Annotated in this window: 22 protein-coding genes; 9 read left to right on the forward strand and 13 right to left on the reverse strand. The window is 59.9% G+C overall.

The annotated features are described in order from the left end of the window. Positions 1-71 precede the first annotated feature (71 nt). The 4 genes from H7C19_RS14615 to H7C19_RS14630 all read right to left on the reverse strand — a co-directional run bounded on the left by H7C19_RS14615 (position 72) and on the right by H7C19_RS14630 (position 3,952). On the reverse strand, positions 72-674 hold the full coding sequence (locus H7C19_RS14615; RefSeq protein WP_185143397.1) for a response regulator transcription factor: 603 nt from the start codon (positions 672-674) through the stop codon (positions 72-74). Continuing rightward, on the reverse strand, positions 671-1,768 hold the full coding sequence (locus tag H7C19_RS14620) for a sensor histidine kinase (RefSeq protein ID WP_185143398.1): 1,098 nt from the start codon (positions 1,766-1,768) through the stop codon (positions 671-673). Before H7C19_RS14620 ends, H7C19_RS14615 begins: the two co-directional genes overlap by 4 nt. Before the next feature lie 70 nt (positions 1,769-1,838). After that, positions 1,839-3,581 (reverse strand): M20/M25/M40 family metallo-hydrolase, encoded by a 1,743-nt coding sequence (locus H7C19_RS14625; protein ID WP_185143399.1) that lies wholly within the window; start codon positions 3,579-3,581, stop codon positions 1,839-1,841. Beyond that, a complete protein-coding gene (locus H7C19_RS14630; RefSeq protein ID WP_185143400.1) occupies positions 3,581-3,952 on the reverse strand; it encodes a DUF6069 family protein in 372 nt (123 codons plus the stop codon). The genes H7C19_RS14625 and H7C19_RS14630 overlap by 1 nt, the downstream gene beginning before the upstream one ends. A 249-nt stretch (positions 3,953-4,201) precedes the next feature. On the opposite strand from H7C19_RS14630, the gene H7C19_RS14635 reads away from it, so the two are divergent. Continuing rightward, on the forward strand, positions 4,202-4,777 hold the full coding sequence (locus tag H7C19_RS14635) for a GNAT family N-acetyltransferase (protein ID WP_185143401.1): 576 nt from the start codon (positions 4,202-4,204) through the stop codon (positions 4,775-4,777). A 105-nt stretch (positions 4,778-4,882) separates the two neighbouring features. On the opposite strand, the gene H7C19_RS14640 is transcribed toward H7C19_RS14635, so the two are convergent. From H7C19_RS14640 to H7C19_RS35230, 3 genes are all read right to left on the reverse strand, one after another. Further along, positions 4,883-7,591, reverse strand: a complete 2,709-nt coding sequence (locus tag H7C19_RS14640) for a galactose-binding domain-containing protein (protein WP_185143402.1) — start codon at positions 7,589-7,591, stop codon at positions 4,883-4,885. Between the two features lie 360 nt (positions 7,592-7,951). After that, entirely contained in the window at positions 7,952-8,614 is a 663-nt protein-coding gene (locus H7C19_RS14645; RefSeq protein WP_185143403.1) for a DUF2306 domain-containing protein, read from the reverse strand. Beyond that, positions 8,604-8,735: a hypothetical protein gene (locus H7C19_RS35230; RefSeq protein ID WP_281384866.1), complete on the reverse strand. Its 132-nt coding sequence runs from the start codon at positions 8,733-8,735 to the stop codon at positions 8,604-8,606. The genes H7C19_RS14645 and H7C19_RS35230 overlap by 11 nt, the downstream gene beginning before the upstream one ends. A gap of 206 nt (positions 8,736-8,941) precedes the next feature. On the opposite strand from H7C19_RS35230, the gene H7C19_RS14650 reads away from it, so the two are divergent. The 3 genes from H7C19_RS14650 to H7C19_RS14660 all read left to right on the forward strand — a co-directional run bounded on the left by H7C19_RS14650 (position 8,942) and on the right by H7C19_RS14660 (position 11,725). Beyond that, positions 8,942-9,637, forward strand: coding sequence for a response regulator transcription factor (locus H7C19_RS14650; protein WP_185143404.1), 696 nt, complete (start codon positions 8,942-8,944; stop codon positions 9,635-9,637). Further along, positions 9,634-10,704, forward strand: a complete 1,071-nt coding sequence (locus H7C19_RS14655; protein WP_185143405.1) for a sensor histidine kinase — start codon at positions 9,634-9,636, stop codon at positions 10,702-10,704. The genes H7C19_RS14650 and H7C19_RS14655 overlap by 4 nt, the downstream gene beginning before the upstream one ends. Before the next feature lie 130 nt (positions 10,705-10,834). Continuing rightward, positions 10,835-11,725: a DMT family transporter gene (locus H7C19_RS14660; RefSeq protein ID WP_185143406.1), complete on the forward strand. Its 891-nt coding sequence runs from the start codon at positions 10,835-10,837 to the stop codon at positions 11,723-11,725. A 205-nt stretch (positions 11,726-11,930) separates the two neighbouring features. Here H7C19_RS14660 and H7C19_RS14665 read toward each other — a convergent pair whose 3' ends face one another. Next, positions 11,931-13,115 (reverse strand): MFS transporter, encoded by a 1,185-nt coding sequence (locus tag H7C19_RS14665; RefSeq protein WP_185143407.1) that lies wholly within the window; start codon positions 13,113-13,115, stop codon positions 11,931-11,933. Between the two features lie 110 nt (positions 13,116-13,225). On the opposite strand from H7C19_RS14665, the gene H7C19_RS14670 reads away from it, so the two are divergent. The 3 genes from H7C19_RS14670 to H7C19_RS14680 all read left to right on the forward strand — a co-directional run bounded on the left by H7C19_RS14670 (position 13,226) and on the right by H7C19_RS14680 (position 16,629). Next, entirely contained in the window at positions 13,226-14,170 is a 945-nt protein-coding gene (locus tag H7C19_RS14670; RefSeq protein ID WP_185143408.1) for a helix-turn-helix transcriptional regulator, read from the forward strand. Between the two features lie 285 nt (positions 14,171-14,455). Then, the gene (locus H7C19_RS14675) at positions 14,456-15,178 is read left to right on the forward strand and encodes a hypothetical protein (protein WP_185143409.1); all 723 of its coding nucleotides are present in this window, start codon (positions 14,456-14,458) and stop codon (positions 15,176-15,178) included. Between the two features lie 38 nt (positions 15,179-15,216). Next, positions 15,217-16,629 (forward strand): polysaccharide deacetylase family protein, encoded by a 1,413-nt coding sequence (locus H7C19_RS14680; RefSeq protein WP_185143410.1) that lies wholly within the window; start codon positions 15,217-15,219, stop codon positions 16,627-16,629. Positions 16,630-16,750: 121 nt separating this feature from the next. Here H7C19_RS14680 and H7C19_RS14685 read toward each other — a convergent pair whose 3' ends face one another. Continuing rightward, positions 16,751-17,320 (reverse strand): dihydrofolate reductase family protein, encoded by a 570-nt coding sequence (locus H7C19_RS14685; RefSeq protein WP_185143411.1) that lies wholly within the window; start codon positions 17,318-17,320, stop codon positions 16,751-16,753. Between the two features lie 81 nt (positions 17,321-17,401). Further along, positions 17,402-17,812, reverse strand: coding sequence for a YciI family protein (locus H7C19_RS14690; RefSeq protein ID WP_185143412.1), 411 nt, complete (start codon positions 17,810-17,812; stop codon positions 17,402-17,404). A gap of 137 nt (positions 17,813-17,949) precedes the next feature. On the opposite strand from H7C19_RS14690, the gene H7C19_RS14695 reads away from it, so the two are divergent. Both H7C19_RS14695 and H7C19_RS14700 read left to right on the forward strand, forming a co-directional pair. Continuing rightward, positions 17,950-18,108, forward strand: coding sequence for a hypothetical protein (locus tag H7C19_RS14695; RefSeq protein WP_185143413.1), 159 nt, complete (start codon positions 17,950-17,952; stop codon positions 18,106-18,108). Positions 18,109-18,313: 205 nt separating this feature from the next. Beyond that, positions 18,314-19,288: an iron-hydroxamate ABC transporter substrate-binding protein gene (locus H7C19_RS14700; RefSeq protein WP_185143414.1), complete on the forward strand. Its 975-nt coding sequence runs from the start codon at positions 18,314-18,316 to the stop codon at positions 19,286-19,288. Positions 19,289-19,531: 243 nt separating this feature from the next. Here the strand turns inward: H7C19_RS14700 and H7C19_RS14705 are convergent, their stop codons facing one another. The 3 genes from H7C19_RS14705 to H7C19_RS14715 form a co-directional block, all read right to left on the reverse strand. Beyond that, positions 19,532-20,449 carry an aldo/keto reductase gene (locus H7C19_RS14705; RefSeq protein ID WP_185143415.1) on the reverse strand — a complete coding sequence of 306 codons (918 nt, stop codon included), beginning with the start codon at positions 20,447-20,449 and terminating at the stop codon, positions 19,532-19,534. 201 nt (positions 20,450-20,650) lie between these two features. Beyond that, positions 20,651-21,031 (reverse strand): VOC family protein, encoded by a 381-nt coding sequence (locus H7C19_RS14710; RefSeq protein WP_246469510.1) that lies wholly within the window; start codon positions 21,029-21,031, stop codon positions 20,651-20,653. A 408-nt stretch (positions 21,032-21,439) separates the two neighbouring features. Further along, entirely contained in the window at positions 21,440-25,963 is a 4,524-nt protein-coding gene (locus H7C19_RS14715; protein ID WP_185143417.1) for a DUF2252 family protein, read from the reverse strand. Positions 25,964-25,977 lie beyond the last annotated feature (14 nt).

Consider the following 25,977-nt stretch of genomic DNA (forward strand, 5'->3'; position numbering starts at 1 on the left):
TGTCATACGGTCGTATGCGGAGTGGGCTTTCTGCGCAGAACTTGCTTTTCGCAAGAGACGATTAGACTTTCTCACTTTAACCAGCCCTTGTTCTGCGCAATCGCCACGGCATCGATGCGATTCTTGGCCTCCAGCTTCTGCAGGATCTCGGAGATATAATTGCGGATCGTCGCCGGCGACAAGAAGATCAGCTTGCTAATCTCCGCGACGGTGTGCCCTTCCTTCAGGTGAATCAGCACTTCGCATTCGCGCGCCGTGAGCGGATTCGTCTCCTCCATCATCGAGAACGTCAGATGAGGACTGAATACCCGGCGTCCTTCATGGATCTTGCGCAAAGCCTCGGCCAATTCCGAGACGGGCGCTTCCTTCAAGAGATAACCCCGCACGCCCGCATGGACCGCGCGCTGATAATACCCGCTTCTGGCAAACGTGGTGACGATGACGATCCGGCAGGGATGGCCTTCCGCCTGCAGCGTCTCCGCCACCTCCAGCCCGCTCAGCAGGGGCATCTCGATATCGAGTACGGCGATGTCGGCTTCCTGCTTGCGGATCAGCGCTAGCGCCTGCTCGCCGTTGTCCGCCTCGCCGACGACCTCGATATCGTCTTCCAGCGATAGCAGCCGGCTGATCGCGCCCCGGAGCATACCCTGATCCTCTGCGATTACGATCTTCATCCTACGACCTCCGCGATGTTCGGTTTGGCGATCTTCGGCACGGTGATCGACACCCGCGTTCCCCAGGCTTGATCGGAGACCAGCTCAAGCTTGCCCTCGATGAGCAGCAGTCGTTCCTTCATCCCGAGCAGCCCGTTGCCGAATTGTTCGAGCCGGGAGCTGTCCCTTGCCATGCCGGTGCCGTTGTCCTGCACGTGCAGCATGTATTGGCCGGGCTCCTCGCAGAGGGTCGCCTTGCAGCGGTCGGCGCCGCTATGCTTGATCACGTTCGTCACGCACTCGCGCAGGCACATGCCCAGTATATTCTGAATGATCGGTACTGCGGCTAGGGAACTGCGATTGACGCCTTCGAAGGCAATGCCTGCCGACTGGAAGATCTCTTCGGCCTGCCGGAATTCTTCACCGATATCGATAGACTGCATATCGCTGATCAACTCCCGAACCTGCAGCAGCGTCGATCTCGAGATCTGCTGCACGTCGCGCGCTTCTTCGAGGGCTTGATTCGGGTGACCGGCGATGAGCCTCTCCACCAGCTCGCTTTTCAGCGTGATCAGCGATAATTGATGGCCGAGCGTGTCGTGCAGATCCCTGGCAATCCGCTGGCGCTCCTCGTTCTTGATCAGCCGGGCGATCTCGTCGTTGGCGTCCCGAAGCTTGGATTTGACCTCGCAGGACATCTGGTACAGCTTCAATATATAGGGTACCGCGGCTAACGCCAGGATCAAGGGCAGCCATTCGTGCCGCCACGCCACGGAAAGAAGCCCCCCGTCAAACAGAAAAAGCGTACCGCAGAAGGAAGCCAGCATGAACCCGGCCATCCCGGAAATGCGGCGGTAGGAGCTCAGCCAGCTCATGCTTATCGCCGGGTGCAAGCCGAGACCCACCAGCCAAGGGTTCGCAACGGCCGCCATGATCGAGATCGCTATAATCTGTACGATAATGTACATCTCGCGGCGCTTCGCATCGACGTAGCTTTGCCTGTACCCTGCAGCAAAGATTAGGAAAAGGATCAATTCAAACCCTATTAGACGCTTCGGCCAGAGCAAATAGAAAAACGGGAGGAGCAAGGGCGCCAGCATCAACCATTTTCGCATTTCGATCGCTTCCCGACTTCAGGATTTGTATTCATCGTAACACGGGAACGATTTATCTACATCCTTCTGATCAGATCGTTCGATCATCTTGTCCCTGCTTCGGCACACGGCAGAACAGCGGATAGATCAGCGTGCACACCAGCGCGGCGACCGTCATCAGCGCGCCCGCCATATCCAGCGTCATCAACACGAACGCGAGATATAGAATCGGCGCAAACAGCAAGATGCCCGGCATCGCGGACAGCGCGGACGCCCAGATCCATGCCCCCTTCCGCAGGACGTAAGATACGTTCAGTCCGGTCAGGCTGAACAGCAGCGGCCACGCGAACAGGTAGCTCCCGCCCGGCAGATACAGCGTCGTCGCCGCGCAGAGGAGCACCCACAGCAGCAGCGCGCCGATCCACAGGTTCTCCGTTCGCACGTAGCGCGAGCACCGCCGGATCAGTACGGTCGTGATCAGCAGCACGAGCAGCAGGAGGCCGATGAGATAGTACGTCCCGACGCCGAGGTCCTTCATGATGGATATATAATAGGGCCTCGGCACGCTCGCCCGCAGGATCATCCATGCGAAGGCGACTACCCCGAGCACCGCCGCCATATGAAGCAGGGACACGAGGAATCCTCCCGCCATTCCCTTCAGGCTCAGCCGGTGCCGATACGTGCCGTGCCATACGGTAACGGCGAACAGCAGCACGATGAGCACCGTGAACCCGAGCGCCCATGATTCCGGATAGCTGATCATGCTCCAGCCGAAGGCGTTGAAGTAGATCCGGTCTTCCTGCTCCACGTCGGACAGATCCAACTGGCCGAAATGCCGTGCCAGACTTAGCATGTAGTCTCCTTGGTGCTGCAGGCTGGAACGGTCGAGGTTGTCCGGCGTATCCAACGCCGTATGGTACGCATCGAGCCCCACGCCGAAGGCAAAGTTCAGGCCGGGCAGCCCGCCCTCGCGGAATACCGTGAGATCGGTATCGTTGGGCATTAACTTATAAAAATTGTAGATGAGGGAGTAAGCCAGCGGCTGCTTCGCCGCCTTCATGAACTCTCGGATCAGCCATCCGTTCCGTTCGCTCGTCTCGAACAGGAAGGAAGGCCCTTTATTCCCTCTCGCTTCAAAGTTGAGGACCAATCCGACATCCTTGGCCCAGGGATGCTCTCTCATGAACGCTTCCGCGCCCAGCAGGCCTAACTCTTCGCCGTCCGTCATGAGCAGCAGCAGATCGTTCTGAAGCGGACCCGACGCTTGAATCGCGCGTACGGTCTCCAGCATGGCTGCGATAGAAGCCCCGTCGTCGGCAGCCCCCGGCCCGCCCGGAACGGAGTCGTAATGCGCCGCGATCATGAGGGCCTTGCTATTGTCCAAACCCGGAATTCGCGCCACGATGTTCTCGACGACGACGGGCAACCCGGGATCCCCGTTCGATGGGTCTTCCGGCCGCTTCGCCTTCGGCTGCTCCACGACGACTCGCTGCGCTTCGGCTCGCTGCACCTCAGGCTTCAAGCCCAGGTCTTCGAGCTCCGCCAGCAGCTCAGCCCGCACCCGGTCATGCGCGGCCGACCCGACCGGATGCGGTTCCTTTGCTATGATACTGAGCTTCTCCATCGCGCGAGCGGCAGAGAATTCGTTGGGAGGGGCATCGGGACCGTCGGGGTGCGGCGCCCGGATCTGCAGCAGTCCGACGAGCATCGCGCCGAGCAGCAGAGCGAGAATGCCTATTCGCTTCAGCCATCTGGCGGCCCTGAATCCGACTACCAGTCCGGATTCCGGTCTGACTTGATTAGGAGGTGGGGGAGTCGCAAGATTCCTCGGCATCATCGATTACTCCGGCGCAGCCGATTCGGAATCAGGATAATCGAGATCGACACAACGATCGCGTGAATCGGCGCCGAGATATCGCCGATATGCGGCTCGGGCGGATAGGCCCAGTCCATCAAAGTCAGCAGCAGCGCAAATCCGATAGCGATCCAGGTATAATGCAGGCGGGGCCTCGCCGTCTTCTCGCGCAGCTTGACATAGATGAACGCGCCTACCAGATTGGATACGACGGAGGCGATCAGAATGGACACCGGATTCAGCTGCTTGAAGTGGAATCCGGTCACTGCGATGAGCAGGTAATACAAGCCAATACTGACAACGCCTGAGATAAGACCTGCGAGCAAGCCGACCGACCAGGTTCTTTTCATGAGGAGCCCTTCTTTCTATTTTTCAACAGAATACCTGAAGGGCATGGGGGGCTGAAGTGATGAATATCATAACATGCCATCCGGAGCGGGCCTGAGCGAGATGGATTAAAATCAAATTGTACCTATCGTCCGGCAGGCGGATCGTATTATGCTCATCTGTAGAGCAAGCGGAGAGCGAGGTATAGCGATGCCGAATTTCGTACGCTAGTCTGAACTTTGCCGGCTATTCCAGACTAGGAGGAACACGATATGCATGAGGCTTTATCATCGATGCGCTTGGAGACCGAGCGCTTAATCATTCGTCCCTATCGAGCAAGCGACCTGATGCCATCGTTCGAACTGATGCAGGATCCGACGTTGCTCGCTTATATGCATATAGACGTCATGCCGTTTGAAGCGTACAAAGGACTGTTCGCATGGCTGATGGACAGCTACCGTACGCCGTTCGACGGGCCGTTCAAGTATTCGTTCGTCATCGAGCGCAGAGCGACGGGCGAGATGATCGGCTGGTGCGGGGTAGGCGTCCTGGATTGCTGCGCGCCGGACAAAGAGCTATATTACTTGATCCGTCGCGACCAATGGGGCAGCGGCTATGCGACCGAAGCGGCTGCCGCTCTGGCGGCGTACGCGTTCAGGACGATCGGGCTGAATCGGCTGTACGCCAAGGCCGATCCGCGGAACAAAGCGTCGCTCAGGGTCTTCGAGAAGCTGGGGTTCGGATTCGACCGCGTGCTGGAGGGATTGACTGGCGAAGACGCAGACTGCAACGGCGAGCTGCTGTACGTGCTCGCGAAGGGCGGGTTCGACGCGCGGGACGGGAGATGAGAGAAGCCCGCTGCGCAAGGCGGGTTCTGGAGGATGGGGATTTACCGTCTTTGACAGCAAAGGAGCTGCCCGCGGGCAGCTCCTTTGGCGTGCCTGTTGTTCCGCTTACCAGTTGTTGCCCGAACCCGAGACGGTGAAGCTCGACGAGGCATTCAAGAACTTGCCGGACGGCGCGCCGTTCACGGTATTGCCCGTGAAGGTCGAGCTGCCGGTCGCCGAGCCTCGGACGTAGACGCCGTAGGTACCGGCATTTGTGATCGTATTGGACGCATAGGTGACGGAGATGTTCGGCGCCGGTTCTTCGATGAAGATGCCGGCATACGTGCTGTCTTGAATCGTATTGCCGGACACCGTGACAGTCAGGTTCTGCGCCTTGCCGGCGTTGCCCACCCAATACGCCCAGATCGCGCCGATCTGATAGCCGTAGTCCTTGTGCATCGAGCCGCTTCGGACGAGCTTGTTGTTCTGAACCGTCAACGTGCCGGTCATCGACGGCGGATTGAAGTTCGTGCCGTAGGAGATCCCGGAGCCGTTGACCACCGTATCGGCGACCAGATTGCCGATGACCTTGTTGTCCTTCCCGCCGTAGATCGCGATGTTGTTGGCCAGCGTAGGAATCTGCACCGTGTTGTAGCTGAACGTATTGTTGGTATCCAGGTACGTGTCCGACCACATCGCCAGACCGTCGTCGCCGCTGTTCCGGATTGAATTGTTCGTGACGGTTGTATTGGAAGTGCCGTAGTGGAGATTGACGGCGTCTGCCCAGACGTCCCTGACCCTGGAACCCGAGATGGTGGCGTTAATCGTCTGGTTGGTGAGCCAGAACCCGACCTTGGCGTGCTCGATCCACAGGTTGGTCAGGGTGGAGTTGGTTCCGTTGCCTTCCACGCCGGATACGCCGTTGTAGTCGTCCCGGATGACGTCGTTCGCGCTGATCTTGAAGTCGGAGAGCGTCACGTTGCCGCCTCTCAGATAGATGCCCGCGTAGTTGCCGGAGAGCGTGGAATACCAGACGCCGGCCCCTTTGATCGATACGCCGCTATCCAGATACAGCCTTGTTCCGGTTCCGTCGTAGCCGGCGCCTTTGTTCCCATTGTTCAACGTAAAGGCGCCCGCCGGAATCCAGACGCCTTTGTACGTCCCACCGGAGCTCTTCACCGCGTTGATCGCGTTGTTGATGGCCGCCGTGTCGTCCAGACCGTCGTTGGGGACCGCTCCGTAGCTGGCGATGGACACGTAGTTCGCCGGCATCGCGAGGGGGGCGGGGATCGCTTCGGTCTCGATCAAGTCGACCGCGACATAGGCGGTCGAGCCGAAGTTGAGGTTCGAAGCGGTCCGCTGCAGCTTGAGGACCGTTCCCGCCGGATAGGACTTATCCAGGACGACGGACACTTCGTCGTACATATGGTGCGGCGTGGTCGGCGTCGCGTTCGGGTTGTTGGACCAGCGGACCTGCCCGCCTTCGGTGTCCCAAGCGCCATAGTTCCAGCTGTACTTGGAAGTGAGCGGAATATCCCGGTTCAGCGTCCCGCCGATATACAGGCTGATGGCCGAATCGATGCCGGTCCCGGCCGCGTTGTCCGGGATGGCATAGCGGATCGTCACGCCCTGTGCAGCTTTGGCGAGCGTAATCTGAACGTATTGACCGGCAGCCGTGAGCTGTACCGCCTTCCTCCCCGAAGCTTCGGAAGCGAGGTTGCCGAAAGTCGTAGAGGGGCCGATCAGAGTGCCGGAATAAGCCGCATCCTCTGCTTCATAAGTGTCGTAAGGCATCGTAGCGCCATACGTTCCCGGAGGCGGCGTCGGTGTCGGACTTGGCGTCGGCGTCGGTGTCGGTGTTGGTGTTGGTGTTGGGGTAGGAGTCGGGGTTGGTGTCGGTGTCGGTGTCGGCGTGGGCATTCCTCCCGACCCGTAGACCTCGAACTCGGCCGCTTGGCCTCCCGTCGCTCCCGTATTCGCCGTGAAGCTCAGCCGAACATATCGGACGGAGCTTGCCGCGAACGCGATCGTCACCGTATTGCCCGTGGTCGGGTTGAAGATATAGGCCGCCGAAGCCGCGAGCGTGCTGAAGGTCGTATTGTTGGTGCTGCCAAGCACGGAGAGCGTCTGCGTCCTGGCGCCCCAGGAAGCCGGCAGCTTCAAGACGACGGTGCCGACGGTCTGCGCGCTGCCCAGATCGACGGTCAGCGTATTCGGATAGGCGTTGGCCGCCCCTTCATAATAGCTCGATGAATTGCCGTCAACGGCATTGGATGCAGGGAACCCGGAATAGCTATTGTTGGCGGCGATCGATTTGTTCAAAGCCAGGTTGGTTCCCAGGGAGGCGTCAATCGTTAGATTGTCCAGATTGACGTTGCCCGTGTCGGTCGTATCGAACTTGTATGCGATCGTATTGCTGCCCGCGTTGAGCGAGACCGTCTCCGTCTGGGTCGCCCAGGAATCCCAGTTGGCCGTCGCGGCCAGGGCGATCTGCTTCAGCTTGGCGCCGTTCACGTAGAGACTCAGAGTCTGCGTCGACCCGGTGCCGTTCGCATAGCGGAGCGAAGCCGTATAGCTGCCGGTAGAGGGAGCGCTTACAGTAAAGGCGGTCGAAGCACTGCCTTTGTTGGTATCCGTATACCCGCCTACGAAGCCCGTGCCGGTGTATCCGGCGTGATCGGAGGCGACTGCGGCGCCGCCCGCCCGCGCGGCCGATTCCGCTTCATAGGTCTGCGCCGCCGCGGAGGCGACAGGGGCCCAAGGGACTTGCAGAGATAATAGGGACAGCGCCAGCACATAAGCGAACAACCGGTTCATTCTTGCTTTTTTGAACATGCGATGACCTCCATGGATGGTTTAAATACCGAATCGCCAATGGCTGAATCCTTCTGCGCGTTAGCGGGAGCCTCCTCTCTGAACGCAGGGAGATCGGGAGTGCCTTCCGTGTATCCATTGTAGGAATAGCGCCTCCGCGGTAACTACTAAGCTGATGACATTTTCGGCTAGAATTGTGACCATGAGCTGGCGGGGAAGGCGACAGGACGAAGAAGACTCCCGAATATTTCAGGAGTCTTCTTCGTTAGGCCGATCCATGAAGGAACAAATCGACGATCTGCCGGACCAGCGCCTGGGTGACGGTCAGCCGATCGAACCGCGCCACTGGAGCGCCCACCGAGTGGGGATGGAGGCTGTTCGCTATGCGCCAGCGTCGACCTTCGCGGGCGGCAGCCGAAACGGCGTCCGGAAGAACAACCGGATGACCAGCTCGGCTGCCAAGCCGAGCAGAACTATCGTTCCGAACACGCTCGAGGCGTAGCCGGCCTCATAGGACAAGCCGAGGAGACGGGTGAGCGTCCACGTCAGCGCGTGGATGGAGAGGTTCGTGAAGCAGAACGCATAGCTGCGGACCATCCAGCGGCGGTGCTTGTCGACCCGTCTCCGTCTGATCTGAACAAGGGCCGTAACCGTCATGGCGATCCAGGCCATGTTCATAAGGTTGAACGCCATGCTGACGGCTCTTCCTCCGGTCGCATAAGGGGCCATGTATCCGGACGTTACGCAGACCGCGAGCACGCTAACGATGTAGACATACCCCGTGACCCGGTGAAGCAACCGGTGATTCCGCAGCAGCCGATCCGAGAAGTTCAAGGCGCCTGCCAGCAGGGCCAAGCAGGCGGCGACGATATGGATGTCCAAGACACGGAGCCATACCGGGAGACGCAGCGGGTGCGCAAGCGCCGTCTTGTGGCTGAGGAACGAGGCGGCCTGCGGGTCGAAGACCAGGCGGTTCAAGAGCGTCCAGACGACAAAGCCCGCCGCGAGCGCGGCGACGATGCGGTAAAGCCCTCTACCGCTCATGTCTCCGCCGCCCGAAGCCGCGGCCGCCGCGCAGACGGGCGAACCGGAAGGCGACAAAGAGGAACAACGAGATGCCCAGCCAGACGTTAGCCGAGATTAGGATTTGACGTCCAAGTTCCATAGGTACCGCTCCTTTCCTAGCTGAATCAAGCTTCTACGCCTAAGAATAACCGGCAAAAATACCGAAACGAGGGATAAAAGAATCACAAAACCATCAACGAACCGTCACAGAACGCAACAGTGAAACGTCCGGCGAGAAAGGAATGGTATACTGGCCTTAATGAAACTTGGACATTTAGAGCGATACCAGTAAAGGCGGAGATAGCGGTGAGTCGACAGCAAACCGTCCTTGTCGTGGACGACGACAAGAGCATCGTAGATCTGATGAGGGATTTCCTGGAGAACGACGGATTCCGCGTCCTGACGGCGAACGGCGCCGCGGAAGCGCTGGCCAAATTCCAAGAAGCTTCCGTGCATTGCCTGATTCTCGACATCATGATGCCGGGGCAGGACGGGTTCGAGCTCTGCCGCCGGATCCGGGCGACCAGCGAGGTGCCGATCCTGTTCCTAAGCGCCCGCGACGATGACGTCCACAAGATCCGCGGCTTGGGCATCGGAGGAGACGACTACATCGTCAAGACTGCTTCCCCGAGCGAGATCGTCGCCCGCGTGAAGGCGGTATTGCGAAGGGCGGCCGCTCCTTCGATGAATGCGGCCCCGCGCATGCTGAATTACGGGCGCCTGAAGCTGGACTTCTCTACGCGCGACGTGCTCGTCGATGGAGAGCAGGTGTCCTTGACACCGAAGGAATACGATCTGCTGCGCTTGCTGAGCGAGCATCCCAACCAAGTGTTCACCTACGAGCAGCTGCTCGGACGATTCTGGGAGGGCGTGGGCGACAAGCATACGGTGCGGGTTCATATGGCCCGCTTGCGCGAGAAGATCGAACTCGACCCCGATCAACCCCGCTATCTGGCGAACGTGTGGGGCATTGGCTATCGTTTCGAGGGCAAGCCGGTATGAAGAGGCTTCGAATCCGCAGCTTTCTGGTGCTCGCGCTTCTGTTGATCTGCCATCTGCCTTGGTTCACCTATGTCATCGTCCGTCTCGTGGAGACGCAGTCGCTGCGCCTTCATCTGGGAGAAGGGCAGCGGAGTGCTGCAGGTCTATGGGTGGCCGCGCTAGCGGGGCTGCTCCTGGCCGTCATCCTCATCGGGTATGGCATGCGCAGGTGGATCGTTCAACCGCTGGAGGCCATGGGCAGAGGGGCCAGACGGATTGCCGAAGGCGATCTGGATATCGCCCTGCCCGACTCCCGGATCCGGGAGATCTCCGAAGTGCGCGACGGGTTCGAGACGATGGTCGAGGGACTTCGGCGGTCCATGGCGCATCAGGCTGAGCTGGAGGAGGAGAGGCGCTTCTTCATCGGCGCCATCGCCCACGATCTCCGTACGCCCTTGTTCGCCTTAAGAGGATACTTGGATGGCCTCGACCAAGGCATCGCCGCTTCGCCGGAACAGATGAAGAAATATGTAGCCGTCTGCAAAGAGAAGTCGAATCAACTGGATCGCCTCGTGTCGGACCTGTTCGCGTTCGCCAAGACGGAATATCTGGAGATGGCGCACGCGGAAGACGTCGTGGACTTGAACGCGGAGCTGGCTCGGTCCGTCGAAGGGATCCGCCGATCGGCGCAGGCCAAGGGGATATCGATCGTGGCCGAATCTTCCGGCGAGGCTTGCTTGATCAGAGGAGACGCCCATCAGTTGGAGCGGGCGATCGGCAATCTGCTGGATAACGCGGCGAGGCATACTCCGCCTCACGGCGAGATTCAGGTGCGATGCCGGACGGAGGGGCAACGGGCGGTGGTCGCCATTCGGGACACGGGTCCCGGATTCTCCCCGTCCGATCTTCCCCGCGTCTTCGAGCCGCTGTACCGGGGAGAGGCCTCGCGCAATCGGGAGACGGGCGGGGCGGGCCTGGGCCTCGCCATCGCCTATCGCATCTTCAAGGCGCATGGCGGAGACTTGACCGCAGCCAATCGTCCGGACGGCGGGGCGGAGCTAACGGGCTGGGTCCCGATCGCGCGCTGATCGCAAGATCGGGGGATTGCACCCCTGAGGTAGCGCCGGCCGGCATTAGAGATTATGATAAGGCTGAGCCTAGTCTATTAACGGGGCCTCTCCGGATTCGCGGACAGAATAATAGAGAGAAGGAACCGATGTGCCTCGTTTACTCTTCTTCGTCTTGATCGTCTTGAGCCTCATTTGGGGCGGTTCGTTTTTCTTTATCAAGCAGCTGCTGCACGATTTCGGCCCTTGGACGATCGCGTTCCTTCGGTCCAGCTTCGGTCTGATCACCATCTCGGCGATCATGCTCGTCTTGCGGAAGCCGTTCGCGCTCAGACAGATTCAGTGGTTCCCCATGGCGGTCATGGCTCTGTTCAATACGGCCATTCCATGGGCGATCATCGCCTTCAGCGAGACGAGATTGACCAGCAGCATGGCATCCATCTTAAATGCGACAACGCCGTTGTGGACGATCGTGGTGGGCGCGGCGATATTCAAGGCGGCTACGAACCGGATGCAGTGGATCGGCATGGGCATCGCATTTATCGGACTGCTCGTCTTGCTGGATATCAATCCGCATTCCGTCGTGTCGGTCGATGTCGTCGGGTTTGTGAGCATGATCGCGGCAACGTTGTGCTATGCGGTCGGCTCTCAGCTATCCAAACGGCTGAAGGGCGTATCCATGTATCAGATTACGTTCGGCACGCTGCTGTGCGCCATGCTGGGCAGCGGGACCGTCGCCTTCCTGGCGGAGCCGGTCTCGCTGCCGCGCCTGGCCTCGTTGACGAACCTCTCGATGCTGATCGGATTAGGCGTCTTCGGGTCGGGCGTCGCCTACATTCTGTTCTATTTCCTGATTCAAAAAGGCAGCCCCGAATTCGCGACGATGGTGACCTACCTGGTGCCGGGAACCGCGATTATCTGGGGAGGCGCGCTGCTGAACGAGCCCATCCATTGGAGCTTGTTGGCCGGGCTGGTCTGCATACTGGGCGGCGTATTCGTCACCGGCAGAAAACGGGCCCGAACCGAGGCTGCCCGAAAGTAAAGCAGCAAGCGATGCGGCATCATCGCCCGTCTGATCCCGCCTGCGTCATTTCTCATTTCGGCAGCACGGCAGAAGGGACTGTCTCAGAAGGCCGATTGGGCCCGGAGGGACAGTCCCTTGGCGCGTTTTCGCCACTCCAGCTCGCCGACCTCCCATGTAGGTAAAGTCAGGATCCTTCGCGTTCTTGTCCGCTAACGTGCCCGGCTTAGGAGGCGGATGCCGATTCCCGGCCTGTACGCGCCGCGCTTCTCCCCAGGACGCCGCCGAACACGAACATCGCGAGCGAGAGTCCGAGGCAGACCGCCGCGAAGAGGCCGATCGACGCGTATCCGCCGAGATGGACATAGAGCAAGCCGGCGATCCAGGCACCCAGCGTGTTCGCGCCGTTCATGGTCGAGTTGGCGAGGCTCGATATCGTCCCCCGGATGGAGGCGTTCAGCGAAGTGAGCGCCCCCATGGCGATCGGGAAGATGATGCCGAGCGTCGCGAAAATGATCAAGTACCCGACCGTCACGACGGGGAGAACCGTCAGCCGCGGGATCACCGCATAGAGCACGATAAGCAACGACATGCCCGCGGCCACCGCGCGCGTAGAGCCGAGCTTGCGGGTCGCATAAGCGCTCACGATGCTGCCCAGCAGCGTGCCGAACCCGAGGAACATCATCACGGTCCCGATCTGCCCGATCGGAAGCGCGAAGCGGTCGGCCATCCATTTGCCGACGAAGGCGAAGGCGGTGCCGCTCCCCAAGTGAAGGAGCAGGTAGGCGAGGAAGCCGCTTCTAGCTTTGCCGCTCGTGAGCAGCGGGACATACCGGCGTAGGATGGACGTCCGTTCGCGCGTGCCGGGTCTCATGTCGGGCAGCAAGAAGAAGGCGACGGCCATGAGCAGCAGCGAAGCGATCCCGACCGTCCAGAACGGAACGGACCAATGGGTGACCGCGAGCCAGCTCCCGATCGGCACGCCGAGCGCCTGGGAGGCGGCAAGCCCCGCAAAGGCGATGCCCATCGTCTTCGGGATGCGGGACGCCGGCACGACGGCGGGGATGGAGGCCCATACCTGGGGCGCCGTGAACGCCGCGCTCACGCCGGCCAGGAAGCGGAACAGGCACATCGTCCAGAAGCTGTCCGCGAAGCCGCACAAGATCGTCGAGATCGAGAAGCCGAGCAAGCCGCCGAGGAGCACGATCCGCCGGTTCCAGCCGTCGGACAGGGGACCCGCGATCAGGGCGAAGACGGCCGATCCGAGCGTGTAGGCGCCGAGCATCCATCCGGCGGCCCCCGTCGAGACGCCGAACTCAGCCTGCAGCGTCGGAAGCAAGGGAGAGATGAGGAACGTGTCGGTTCCGATCATGAACATGATGAGGAAGAATAACGCGGTATATTTACGCATGGTCGATCACTCCTTAGGGTTTAGTGTTGCCTGCCGTATCTATCCTAAGTCATAATGGTGACAGAAACTGTCATCGACCCGTTCGCGGATGAAAAAAGGAGGCGGTTGGAATGCCCAAGTCCAAGAGGCTGATGGAACTGATGATGACCGTCAACCGGAAGCGGCGGTTCAAGGTGCAGGAGCTCGCCGACGAATTCGGGGTCTCCAAGCGCACCATGCTCAGGGATCTGCAGGAGCTGAGCGAGCTGGGCGTGCCGCTGTACTCGGAAGTCGGTCCACACGGGGGCTATCAGGTGGTCCGGGAGAGGGTGCTGCCTCCGATCGCATTCACGGAGGAAGAGGCCGTGGCGATGTTCTTTGCGGTTCACGCCTTGCGCCATTACTCCTCGCTGCCGTTCGAAGCGGAATCCGCTTCGGCGCTGAGCAAGTTCTACCTTCATATGCCCGGGGACGTCCGGGACCGGATCGACGGCATGAAGGACAGGGTCGACTTCATTACGCCGACCAGGCGGGGCGATGCCCCCTGCCTCGCCATTCTTCTAGACGCGGCCGTTCAACGGAAGATACTCGTTGTCGAATATGCGTCGAAGGAGGAGGGCGCGACCAGCCGCCGAATTCAGCCGGTCTGCATTTATGCGAACAACGGATTCTGGTATTGCACGGCCTACTGCTTCCTGCGCAAGGGCTTTCGCGTGTTCCGGTGCGACCGGATACGCGAGGCGGCGTACGACGCGTCCGGCACGGAGCCGCTCGACCTGGGCGACGTTCGCCTCAGCCGGCGGGATGCCGCGGAGCCGAGGGAGCCTATACGCCTTCGTGCAGAACTGACCCGGTCCGGCGTTCAGCGTTGCGAGGCCGAGCTGTGGCTCACTCCGATGCTGCAAGTGCGAGAAGACGGGAGCGGCGCGATCGACAAGGACGTGTCCCGCGGCGACATTCCTTTTTACGCGGAGTTCTTCATCGGACTAGGGAGCGAGGCGGTCCTGGAGGAGCCGGCGGAGTTGAAGGAGGCGATCCGGCAGAAGCTCTCCGAATTGTTGGTCCGATATCAATGAACCTCGCCGCGGACGCTCCGGCACTCCCTATCTAAGCTGTACGTGTAATATGGGAAGACCGAAGACCCCTCCGGCGAGGGGTCTTCGGCTTGTTCCAGCGGACAAAACGGGGGAGTCAAGAGGGAGGAGGCGGCGCACAAGCCTTGCGCGGCGCGCTTTGTAGGCCGCTGCTACTGGTAAAATGATCCTTTGGTCCCGCTTCACGAAAGGATAATTATTCTATAATTGATTCATCAGATACGACAACGTACGACATTTTTCACAGAAAAGGCGAGGTAAACCCTTATGCTTTCTCCTTTCCTCAAGAAAAAGAAGTCATCCGAACGGCTGCCGGAGCAGGACCTAAGCGAACAGTCGGCGTCTTATGATCTGCCCGAGGACGCGTTGACGCTGTTGGATACGCCCGATAGCGGGGAAGAGAGCTCTAGCTCCATTTTTGCGAAGAAGTCTCCTATGGATAAGAAATCGCTCGATCTGGTATTCGCCGTCGAGCAGATGATTCAGGCCAAGCAGGGCATCGAGGCCAGCAACTATGAGATGCAAGACCGATTGAACTATGCGAATGGCCACATCGATCGGTTGAACAAAGACCTGAAGAATCTGAACAAGGTCATCGAGGATCGCGAGAAGAGCATCATGGAGCTGGAGCAGAAGCTGACCGAGAAAAACCTGAAAGTCGATCAGATGATGGACGACTACCGAGAGCTCCAATCGGTCCTGTCGGACGAAATCGAAGAGCTGAAGGGGGCCAATGAGGTCGAGCGTCAAAAGTACGCGTCTTTGCTGCAAAAAAACAACGAGACCCAGGCCGAGAAAAACAAGCGGATCGGCGAGCTGGAAGAGAAGATCGGCAAGCTCGAAGTGGAACATACGCATATGAAGCAGAAGTTCGAGACGCTCCGCCAGGAGAAGGCGTATCTGGTGAACATGGTCAACGACTTTACCGCTCGGATGACATCTCCTTTCTCGCCGACTGCAAGCGCGAATGACGGGATCGCGACGGAGTGAGGTTACGAGTTTAACGGACGAGAAGGTCGAGGATTGGCATGGAGACGTATAGCACGCAAGTGATCGAATTGCTGTCGCTTGGGAGACTGCAGGATGACCGCTTCCAGATCAAGATCGCTGTCACTTTTCAGGACCAACGAACTTCGCACGCGCTGGAGATCGATGAGTTCACTTATCTTCATCTGGATGCGCTGCAGCCGTTGAACGGGGGGCGGGTTCGGCTCTCTCCCTACCCCAAATGGGACCCCTATCGCAACACCTACTATGGCGCATTGATCCGAATGAATGGCGTCTCGCGGGAAACGTTGTATTTTGCCTGCAGCGAGGCGTTCAAAACGCAGCTGCAGCGGGTCCGGGAGAGGGAGAGCCTCTCCGCGCCGCCTCATGACGAGGTCGCTACGGGCAGACCGGCAGCCATAGCCTCTGAAGGTGCCGGGCCGCATCCGGCCGAGCAGGCTTCGATACCTTCCGGGCCGCACCATGCCCGTCGGACTCCCGCACCTCACCGCTCTCGCAGAGTACGCCGAACCTCTGCCCCGACCGGATGGAAGACCATACGGTACCTGGTCGCCGGCGGATTGTTGGTCTACTTGTGCATCTGGTACGCGGGCTACCGGTTGACAGATGACGCCGACATCCTGAGCGGGCATGCCGGCACGGCGAAGGCGGCGACGACGGTCGCGGCAGGGACCGCGGACTTGCCGATCGGAGATCTCTCTACGGCAGCGGATCAAGAGGGCGCCGTCGTCCAGGTTGCCAAGTATGAGAAGGATACAGCCGCCCAGGCGGAGGCTGAGCCGGTTCAGACGGCGCCTGCGCAGAACGCGGCCTCGTCGTCTTCCGCAGCGGTTCACGGGAACTACGAGGTCTTTGAGATCGACGGCGATCAGAGCTTCTACGGGCTGCCGAAGGCCTATGTGGCATTGACGTTCGATGACGGCCCGTCCGCCTATACGAAGAAGATCGTAGACATCTTGATCGAGCAGAAGGTAGCCGCGACGTTTCTATTCATAGGGCAGAACGTAAGCCGCCATTCGGATGCGGTTACTTACGCGAGCGAGCAGGGGATGTCGATCGGGAACCACTCTTGGGATCACAGCGTGATGACGAAGGCCGACCGCGAGGAACAGCGCAAGAATCTAGCCAAGACTTCCGAGATTCTCGAATCGCTCACGCATACGCCCGTTACCCTGTTCCGCCCCCCTTACGGCGCCATCGACGACGTCTTGATCGCCAGCGCGAAGGAGGAGCGGTTGAAGGTATTGCTGTGGAACCGCGACCCCGAAGATTGGCATGCCAAGAAGCCGGAGGATATCCTCAAGTACTTCCATGAGGTCAAAGCCCCCGGCGGCGTGTACGTGCTCCACGAAGACAAGAAGACGGTAGAAGCGCTGCCGGATATTATCGCGTATTTGAAGAAGAACAAGCTGAAATTCGCCACATTCAAGTAATTCGCGGCGAGCAGAGACACCTTCAGGAATGAAGAAGCGCCGACCTCCATCCAGACAAGGATGGAAGGCCGGCGCTTTTTGACTTATCCCTTCCGCATCGGGATGCCTGCTAGCGGTGTCCTTAATCGTACGCCGGCCGGTAGGTGAGGATCGCGCCGCCGGTGCTGAGCGTCTTGGCGTCGACGAAGCGCAGGTCGAATCGCTCGCTACCCTCTCTGAACAGACGCTCGCCGCGGCCCAGGACGACCGGATAGACCCAGAGCCGGTATTCGTCGACGAGACGGTGCTTCATCAGCGTCTGTACGAGATCGCCGCTGCCTACGACCAGCAGGTCGCGGCCGGGCTGTTCTTTGAGCTTCGCGACCTCTTGGGCCAGGTCACCGCGGATCAGCGTGGCGTTCCACTCCGCCTGCGCCAAGGTTTTCGACGCCACGTACTTCGGCATGCTGTTCATCCGATCTGCCAGTCCTTGCATGCCGGTCATTGAGGGCCATGCGGCCGCGAAGCCCTCATAGGTTTTGCGCCCCAGGAGCAGTGCCTCCGCCTCGTAAGCCTGCTCAACAATCGCAGACAAATGATCCTCGCAAGTATATGGCTTCTGCCAACCCCCGTATTCAAATTCATTCGGATCGCCGGGCGCTTGCATAACCCCATCCAACGTCACAAATTGCTGTACGATCACTTTTCTCATGGTTGATCCTGCTCCTTTATGGATTGTTTTGGTTCGTTGCTCATCCTTGCGCGTCGCCTGTACGAGACAGTCAGAGCATCTTCAGCCTCTCAGCCTCTTCAACATCGCTACGGTCTCCGGGTCCTGAGACAGCTCGGCCGCCTCGCGGACTTGGCGAATCTCGATCTCGCTCGCTCCCGGCCCGTGCGGCTCCGGCATGCGCTTGGCCCAGTCGACAGCTTCCTCTCTCGATCCCGCCTCAATGAGCGTGAACCCGGAGATGGAATCCCTCGCCTCCTCGAAAGGTCCTTCCGTCACGACGGGCCTGCCTCCGGGGTTCGGATAGGCGATGCGGATCCCGTTCGAGCCCGGCAGGAGATCCTCGGCGGCGAGCAGCGCGCCGGCCTGCACCAATGCCCCGTTGTACTTCATCCTCGCGTCCAGCTGATCCTGACGGAGTCTGGCCGAACGCAGGGCACCCGCAGACGGTCTGACAATCAGGAGAAATCGCATGCGTGTTCACCTCCTCTCCATGATTAGGACGGCGCGCAACGTTGAATTCGGCCGCTATGAAGACGACGAACGGGACGTGTCCTGATCGACACCCCGCCCGTTCATTTTGAGAGATATTTTGCAGCGGAGCTTCGGTGATGCAGCCTGAAGAGGCCGATCCGTCAAGGATCGACCCCTCAGAAGCGCTCGCCAACCGTTATGCGCAATTCACGGAGATGCTGGATCGGGAGCTGGGGGTCGGTCCCTCGCTCGTAGTGAAGGCGGTCTATGAGCAGTTGTTGTCGGAGCTGGCTTAAATCCACAAGATGGTCCCTATCGAGGACCTCCCTCTCGCAAGAGAGGATGGAGGCCTTTTGCGCGTAATCTCATGCAGCAATGGCAAGGAACGAAAGGATTCCTATTGACAACCTGGAGGCAGGAAATTATAGTTATAAACTAGTGATATTGATAATCATTATCGATTAAATTGTCATTCATTCCCCCATACAAGGAGATTCGAACATGAAGAACAAGCTGCTCATCCCTATGCTGTTGCTGCTGCTCATTGCGCTAAGCGCCTGCGGCAAAAATGCCGCGAACAACGGCGAGACCTCGCCTTCCCCAAGCGCCGGCGCATCCCCATCGCAGAGCGCCAGCGCGTCGGCTTCGAGCGAAGCGGCGACCGGCACGATCAGCTACGCCTCCGAGAACGGAGCCATCAAGGTGCCGACGAATCCGCAGCGGATCGTCGCGCTCACGAATGCGCCGAACGTGCTCTCGCTGGGCGGAACACTGGTCGGCGTAGACGAGTGGACGGGGAAGAATCCCCTTTTTGCGGACAAGCTGAATGGCGTTCAAGTGGTGTCGGAGAACGACTTGGAAAAGATCATCGAGCTGAAGCCGGACCTGATCGTCGGCGGCGCGGACATGAAGAACTTCGACAAGCTGAGCAAGATCGCGCCGACGGTCGCGTACACGTGGGGCAAGCTGGACTACCTGGCGCAGCAGTTGGAGATTGGCAAGCTGCTGAACAAAGAGAAGGAAGCGCAGGCTTGGATCGATGACTTCAAGCAGCGCGCGGAAGCGATCGGCAAAGAGATCAAAGCTAAGAACGGCGAGAACGTTACCGTGTCGGTGTTCGAGACGGATGCGAAAAGCTTCTACGTCCTCGGCAGCAACTGGGCGCGCGGCACGGAAATCCTGTATCAGGCCATGGGTCTGGGCATGCCGGAGAAGGTAAAAAAGGATGCGCTTGGGCCGGGTTACTATACATTATCCCAAGAGGTTCTGCCCGAGTATGCCGGCGACTATATCGTGCTCAGCAGGAGCGCCTCGGCCGACAATGCTTTTATGAAGAGCAGAACGTGGAGCGACATTCCGGCCGTCAAGAACAAGCATGTCATCGAGATCGATACGGAAGCGTCCTCGTACAGCGATCCGACGACGCTCGAATACTTGCTGAAGATCTTTAAGGAAGGCTTCCTGGGCGAGGCGTAAGCTTCGATTATGGCGCCTCGATCCCGATCCGCGACTCCAATCAACCCTTTTACAGGGAGAATTTGCAACTGCGTGAAAAGTGGGCGGGTATACGGGGCCCGAGATGAATATTGAGATACAATAGGGTCTGACGAGGGGATTCTCTGAATCGGATTCGGGGAGGAGGCGGCTCCCCCCGGAAAGGTTTGAACAACAACGTGATTACTGGAAGGGTACCCTATCAAAGGGTACCCTTCAGTACGTTTAAGGCAGCACATTCCCCGCCGAACGGTAGATCTCGTACCACTCTTCGCGCGTCAGGCGAATGTCGGCTGCTTTACAGCAGTCCTTCAGGCGCTCGATGTTCATCGTCCCGATGACCGGCTGCATGTTCGCCGGGTGGCGGAGCAGCCAAGCGATGGCGATCGTCGTGTTGCTGACCTCGTATTTGGCTGCGACTTCGTCGATCTTCTTGTTCAGCTCGGGGAACAGCTCATTGTCGAGGAATACGCCCTTGAAGAATCCGTATTGGAACGGCGACCAAGGCTGGATCGTGATGTCATGCAGCCTGCAGAAGTCGAGGATGCTGCCGTCGCGGTTCACGGCCGCGTCGTTCTCCATGTTGACGTTGAAGCCTTGGGAGATCATCGTCGTATTCGTGATGCTGAGCTGGAGCTGGTTGGCCACGATCGGCTGCTTCACGAACTTCTTCAGCAGCTGGATCTGCATCGGGTTCTGGTTGGAGACGCCGAAGTGGCGCACCTTGCCTGCACGCTCCAGCTGATCGAACGCTTCCGCCACTTCTTCCGGCTCGACGAGCGTATCCGGGCGGTGCAGCAGCAGCACGTCCAGATAGTCGGTTCTGAGCCGCTTCAGGATGCCGTCCACCGCATTCAGAATGTGCTCCTTGGAGAAGTCGAACAAGCCTTGGCGAATACCGCACTTCGATTGGAGGATGACCTGTTCACGGACGCTCGGGCTCATCTGGATGGCATCGGCGAAGATCTCCTCGCACGTCCCCCCGCCATAGATATCTGCATGCTCGAAGAAGTTCGCGCCTTCCTCCAGCGCCGTCCGGACGAAGCGTTCGGCCTGGGGCTTGTCCAGCGAGTTGATGCGCATGCAGCCGACTGCGACGACAGGAACCTCCAGCGTGCTGGTGCCGAGTTTAATCGTTTTCATGATTATGTACCTCCGATTCGAATAGGATGGAGATGCGAAAAGACGGAACGAATGCTATTTTATTGTGGCACAGACCGGCACGGAATTTCAATACGAACGGGCGACACGGGCTTCGATTCGCCGAAGCGGCATGCGCCGGCGCGGCGGCGGGCAGACAAGGACCGGGCAAACTGCCCGGTCTTGTCGTCCTTGTCCGCAAGTTCACGCCACCGACTCGCCGAATCCGATCGTGTAGCCTTGGGGATCCCGTATGGCGAATTCTCGTATCCGGTATTCATTGGTGCGAAGCTCGTACTGGAAGACCGCGCCCTTCGACTTGAACTCCTCGTAAAGCCGGTCGACGCCTTCGACCATGGCGAACACATGGAGAGCCTCACGACCGTGCGCGGGCGCATGAGGCACGATCTCCCGGGCAGGATCGCTCTCATGGAAGATCATTTGCAGACCGTCGCGCTCGGCGAACCCCATCTCTTCGTCGCACCAAAATCCAAGTTGGCGATAGTAATCCAGCACAGCTTTGCGATCGGACACGAAAAAGACCGCCGAAAAATGCGTAATGCGACTTGAGGGAACGGCGTTCATGGCGATTCCTCCCTGATCTTTGACTTTTTCCTATATGGGAAGTTCGCCTTGCAGGCTCCATTCTCCTGTCGGCGACAGGCGGTCGAACCGGGCCAGGTTCCCGGACCCTCTGAGGACGGGAGCGGGAGGCCGTACAACGCCGAAAAGTCTTAAAACCGCTATGGTTGGGTCTTCAAATCCGAATTCCGGAGGCTGCGCCTGGCGCGCAACCGCGAAGGCGGCCTCGCGGCCAGCAGCGTGGCGCTCTACAAGCTGCTTGCGCAGTACGAGGAACGGCTGGGCGAGCTGCGGAGTCCGGCCTGATCCGCAACATACGGCCAAAGCAAAAGCAGTTCCTCGGCGGTAAGCGACCGCCGAGGAACTGCTTTTTTGATCCTGCAGGATGAATAAGCTTCACGCCCGGAACGATCAGCCGTTCATAAATCCGACTGCCTTCAACAGGCGGCTCAGCATCACGGCCGCTTCCGCGCGGGTGACCGCTTGGGCCGGGGCAAAGGTGTTGTCGGTATGGCCCTGGACGATGCCCGCGGCTTGGGCAGCCATGACGGCTTCGCGCGCCCAGGCGCCGATGAGAGCCTGATCCTTGAACGGCTGGGCGGACTGTCCCGCTGTCAGCGGCTTGCCTGCCAGCTTCGCGGCGCGGCCGATCAGGACCGCGATCTGCTCGCGGGTAATCGGCGCGTTCGGCTGGTAGGTGTCGTCGGTAAAGCCGTCGATCAATCCGGCCTGATGGGCGGCGCCGATGACATCCGCATACCAGGCTGTTGCGGTGACATCCGTAAATGCAGCCGGGGATGCCGGCGCCCGCAATGCCATGGCGCGCGACAGCAGGGCGGCGAATTCCGCTCTGGTGGTCGATGCGCGCGGCGAGAAGGCGGTAGCGGACGTCCCGTTCATGATGCCCTTGGTGGCAAGCAGCTCGATCTCCGGCTTTGCCCAGTAGGCGGTCAAGTCGGAGAAGGTCTTGGATTTGGCTTGAACAAGCGCAAAAGTGCTGTTGCCCGGGCTGAAGATCACGGCTTGTCCCTGATTAAACGTAGCCGGAACGATGGTGACCGTGCCGTCCTTCTCGATGCGTACGGCCAACATGCGGCTGGGCTCGATGGTTCCCGTATAAGCGATCGTACGAGGGACATAGGCGCCGCCGAAGTCGCTCACCTCGACGCGCTTGCCGCTCTTCGCCGTCGCCATGACCGCGAAGGTGACGGGATCGCCGATCGGCGCGTAACCGGCTTGCTGCAGCGCGTTCTTCGCCGCGGGAGCTTCCGGATAGGCGGCTTGAACGAGACGGATCGAGACCGTCATGTCGCTAAGCGAAGTGCCCAGGTTGGCCGCGAGCTCGGCATATGGAATCGACGACAGCGGCAGACGATATCCCGCGAAGCCGGAACCCACTTGCAGCACCGTGCCGGCCGGAGCTGCGGAGCCCGTCAGCGAAGAGGCGGGCAGCTGAAGCTCCAATGGCTTCGCTTGGTCGGGCTGCAGCGTCACCTGAAGGATCGGGTTGGCCAGTCCGGAGCCGGACAGGCGGGTCAGCGCATCCTTCAAGGCCTCGGCGGCGATCGTAGAGATCCGAACCGGCTGACCGTCCGCATCCTGTTGTTCCTTAGTTGCGATCGCTTTGGCAGTCAACGCTACGCCGCCCGGTATCTGTACGATAGTCCCCGCATCAGGCGCAGGAGTTGGCGTAGCGGCAGGTGTCGGCTGCGGCGTAGACGGCTGTGATGGCGAAGTCGACGGCGATGGCGACGGTGACGGCGTTGGTGTCGGCGTCGGTGTCGACGATGGCGAAGGCGTCGGATCGCTAGCTGCTGCCCGAGTCGCCGTGACGTTGTAGTTCTTCGTAGTCGTGCCGTCCTGCGCGGTTACGATCACCGTGATGGCGTTATCCCCTGCTTTTAGCGCCATGGACTTCGGTTGCCCGGAGGTGTAGCTGTCACCGTTTACGGTAACCGGGGACAACGAATCCGTAGCCGCAGCCTGGATCTCGAGCGTATCGACGTCATGTTCGACGTTAACCGTATAGTTCAACTGCGATGGCGAGAAGTCCGGGCTCAGCTTGCCTTGACTGACGGACAGCCGGTCCAAGGTCGCGACATCGATCAGCTTGCCGGCCTTCATGTCGGCTACGACCAGGGCATAATCCTGCACGGCCTGATGCGCGTAGTCTTCGGCCGCATTCAGCATGAGCGTCGAGAGCGTGTCCCAATTCGGCGCCACGTCCGTCGCGAACGCGTCTTCGAAGCTCGATTGCAGGCCGCCTTCCGGCGCATCGTTGTCGGAACGGGCGTGGGCAAGGGCATAAGCGGTGCCGGCATCGGCGGCATACTCCCCGAGGTTGCCCGATCCCGTAAACGTACTATCGGTATAATCGCCTTTGTAAGGAGAGATCTCCCGAATCAGATAAGTGCGATCGGAGCCGGTCAATACGCCCAAGTAGGGGTCGGTATCGATCGACAGCGCTTGATAGGCCTGTTTGGACTTGTTGGCGTCCTGCCGCTGCTCCTTTACGTCCAGCAGGATGTCGTCCGCATCGGAGGAGGTAGGTCCTTCGATCAAGACGTTATAGCGAAGGACCCCCATGCTGCCGATGCCTTGATTGATGCGGCGGACGGTTTTCTTGACGGTGAAAAAGCGGTCGAAGTCGGCATCGTTCAGCGTCGAATCGGCTCGGATATTTTGCAGATAGCTGTTCCAATGGGAGGAGAGCTCCACAAGCTCGGCAGCCGTAGCCGCTTGATACTTGGTCGATCCCGCTTTGTTAATATCGCTGTTCCACTTCGTGACTTGCGCGGTACGCGCGGCAGCCAGCGTGGGGCCCGCTTTGCTCGTGACCTTGTTCATCGCCGACTTCGTATAGGCGGACAACCGATCGCTGGTCAGCTTGTACGCCGTCTCGTCGATGGCGCCGCTATGGATGCCGAGAACCGTATTCTTGTAGGCCTCCATAAACTGTTTAGCGGCCCACCTGAAGTCCCCATCCGGCGCGTTCGCAAGGGCGGTGCCGGAGCTGTCGTACTTCGCCAGATAGATGCTCGTTGCAAAGCGAAGCAGATCGTCGTAGAAATGGCCGACGCCCGAACTGTCCGGATCGTTCAGATCGAATACCGCTTCGCCTTTGCTGTCGTTGAAGAACCCGACATTCTGGATATGGGCGTCGCCTTGCACATAAGATTGAATGCCGTCGTAGGCTCGGAGCGCCTGCGGCAGCGGCAGCACGCCCGTCTGCAGATCGGCTTCATACAGGGCGTTCGTCCCCCGGAAGAAGGTGAAGACGTTGCCCGCCAAGCCGTCCGCGCCGTACTTGTAAGCCTTCGTGACCGGATCGTTGAAGAACCGATTGTCCTGGACGATCTGCTGCTCCACATAAGCTTTGCGCGTTTGGCTGGCATCTACGGGCGCATGGGCTCTCAGAAGCGTGAAGCCGGCAATGACTTCGGAATCCGTCGCGCCGACCGCCTGAACGGCGGCTCCCTTGATGATCACGGTCAAGCCCAGATCGTTCAGAACGGGAGAATCGGCTCGACCGGCGATAGCGAACACGATCCGATTCGCGCCGGCATCGGCCGACGCTTGAAGGGCGAGCCCTGCCGGCAAGCCCGCGACCGTATAATCCGTTCCCGCTGTCAGCGGGTCGGCTTCGGATACGCTGCGGACGATGCTGGAACCCGTCAATTGAACGGCAAAGACGGCCTGTGCCGGATCGATCTCCAACGCGTTCTTCATGGCTGCTTGGGTGGCACCTGGCACCGCAATGCCCGTCACCTGGGGATGCGCGGAAGCATGAATCAGCTGAATGCCGCCGATGGTGCCGGAATCGGGATACGCGTTCGCCGGCGACAGCGCGGCGCCTTTGACGACCGCCTGAAGCGCGGCGTCCGCCGTTACCGGCGATTCGGCCGTCCCGCCGACCGCGAAGGTGATCGACTTGCCGTCGTCCGCGCCCGTTGCGGTCGCGTTCAGACCTGCAGGCAGGCCGCTGAGGACGTAGTCGGCGCCTGACGTTAACTCGCCCGTACGCACATGGCCGACGGACAGGTTGATCTTGAACGATTGTCCAGGGCTGACTCCCGTATCCGAGGCCATGATCACCGTGTTCGCGCCCGCATCGGCAGCGCCCTGAATCGCGGGCTCGCGCATGGTGCTGTTGCGCGCGACGAACACGCTCTTGACCTGTACGAAGTCATTCATGTTGTCATCCGTATCGTAGCCGTTCCCGTTTCCGGGCACGAAGGTATCGGTGGCGCCTACGACCGCTCCGCCGGCGTCCACCCCTTTGCGGACAAGACCTTTCTGATAAGAGCCGTCGGGCGCTACGCCGGTCCCTTCATAGGCGTTGGCGGCATTGCTCGCGCCGTAGCCGACGAAGTCGATGGCCGCCGGCTTTTGAGCCGTCAGCTTGCCCGTCGTCTGAACCAGCGCGATTTTGCCGCCGTCCTTGTTGAGATGGGGAAAGCCGGCCGGCGCGACCGCATCGGCGAAGCTGTCCGTCAGCGCTTTGACGAATTTGGTCGGATCCGCGGCTTCCGCGGCTTTTTTGGTTCCCAGCTTGACCAGATAGAAGCCGTGCGCTTTGATCGTGCTCTTGGACGGATCCGTCCCGAGCGGCGCTACATTCCAATCCGTACCGTCCGCCGAATCGTACACGGCGTACTGTACCGACCAATTCGTCAGAGTGACATCCGCGTCCGTCGGATTGTACAGCTCGACATAGTCATGGGAGTAGATGGACGGACCTTTGCTGAAGTTGTCCGTTCCTCCCGCATAGATCTGGCTGATGACGATATGATCGGCATTCTGGGCGCCGGTTGCCGCAGCCGCCGCCTTTGTGCCCGTGCCGGGCAGCAGTTCGCCGAGCAGCGGGTTGAGCACGAGCAGGACGCCTAGAACGGCCGCGATGGCTTGTCTTCTCCATGTTCTTTTTCTTAACAAGATAAGAGCCCCCT

It is taken from the genome of Cohnella nanjingensis, from assembly GCF_014212125.1.
Lineage (GTDB): Bacteria > Bacillota > Bacilli > Paenibacillales > Paenibacillaceae > Cohnella > Cohnella nanjingensis.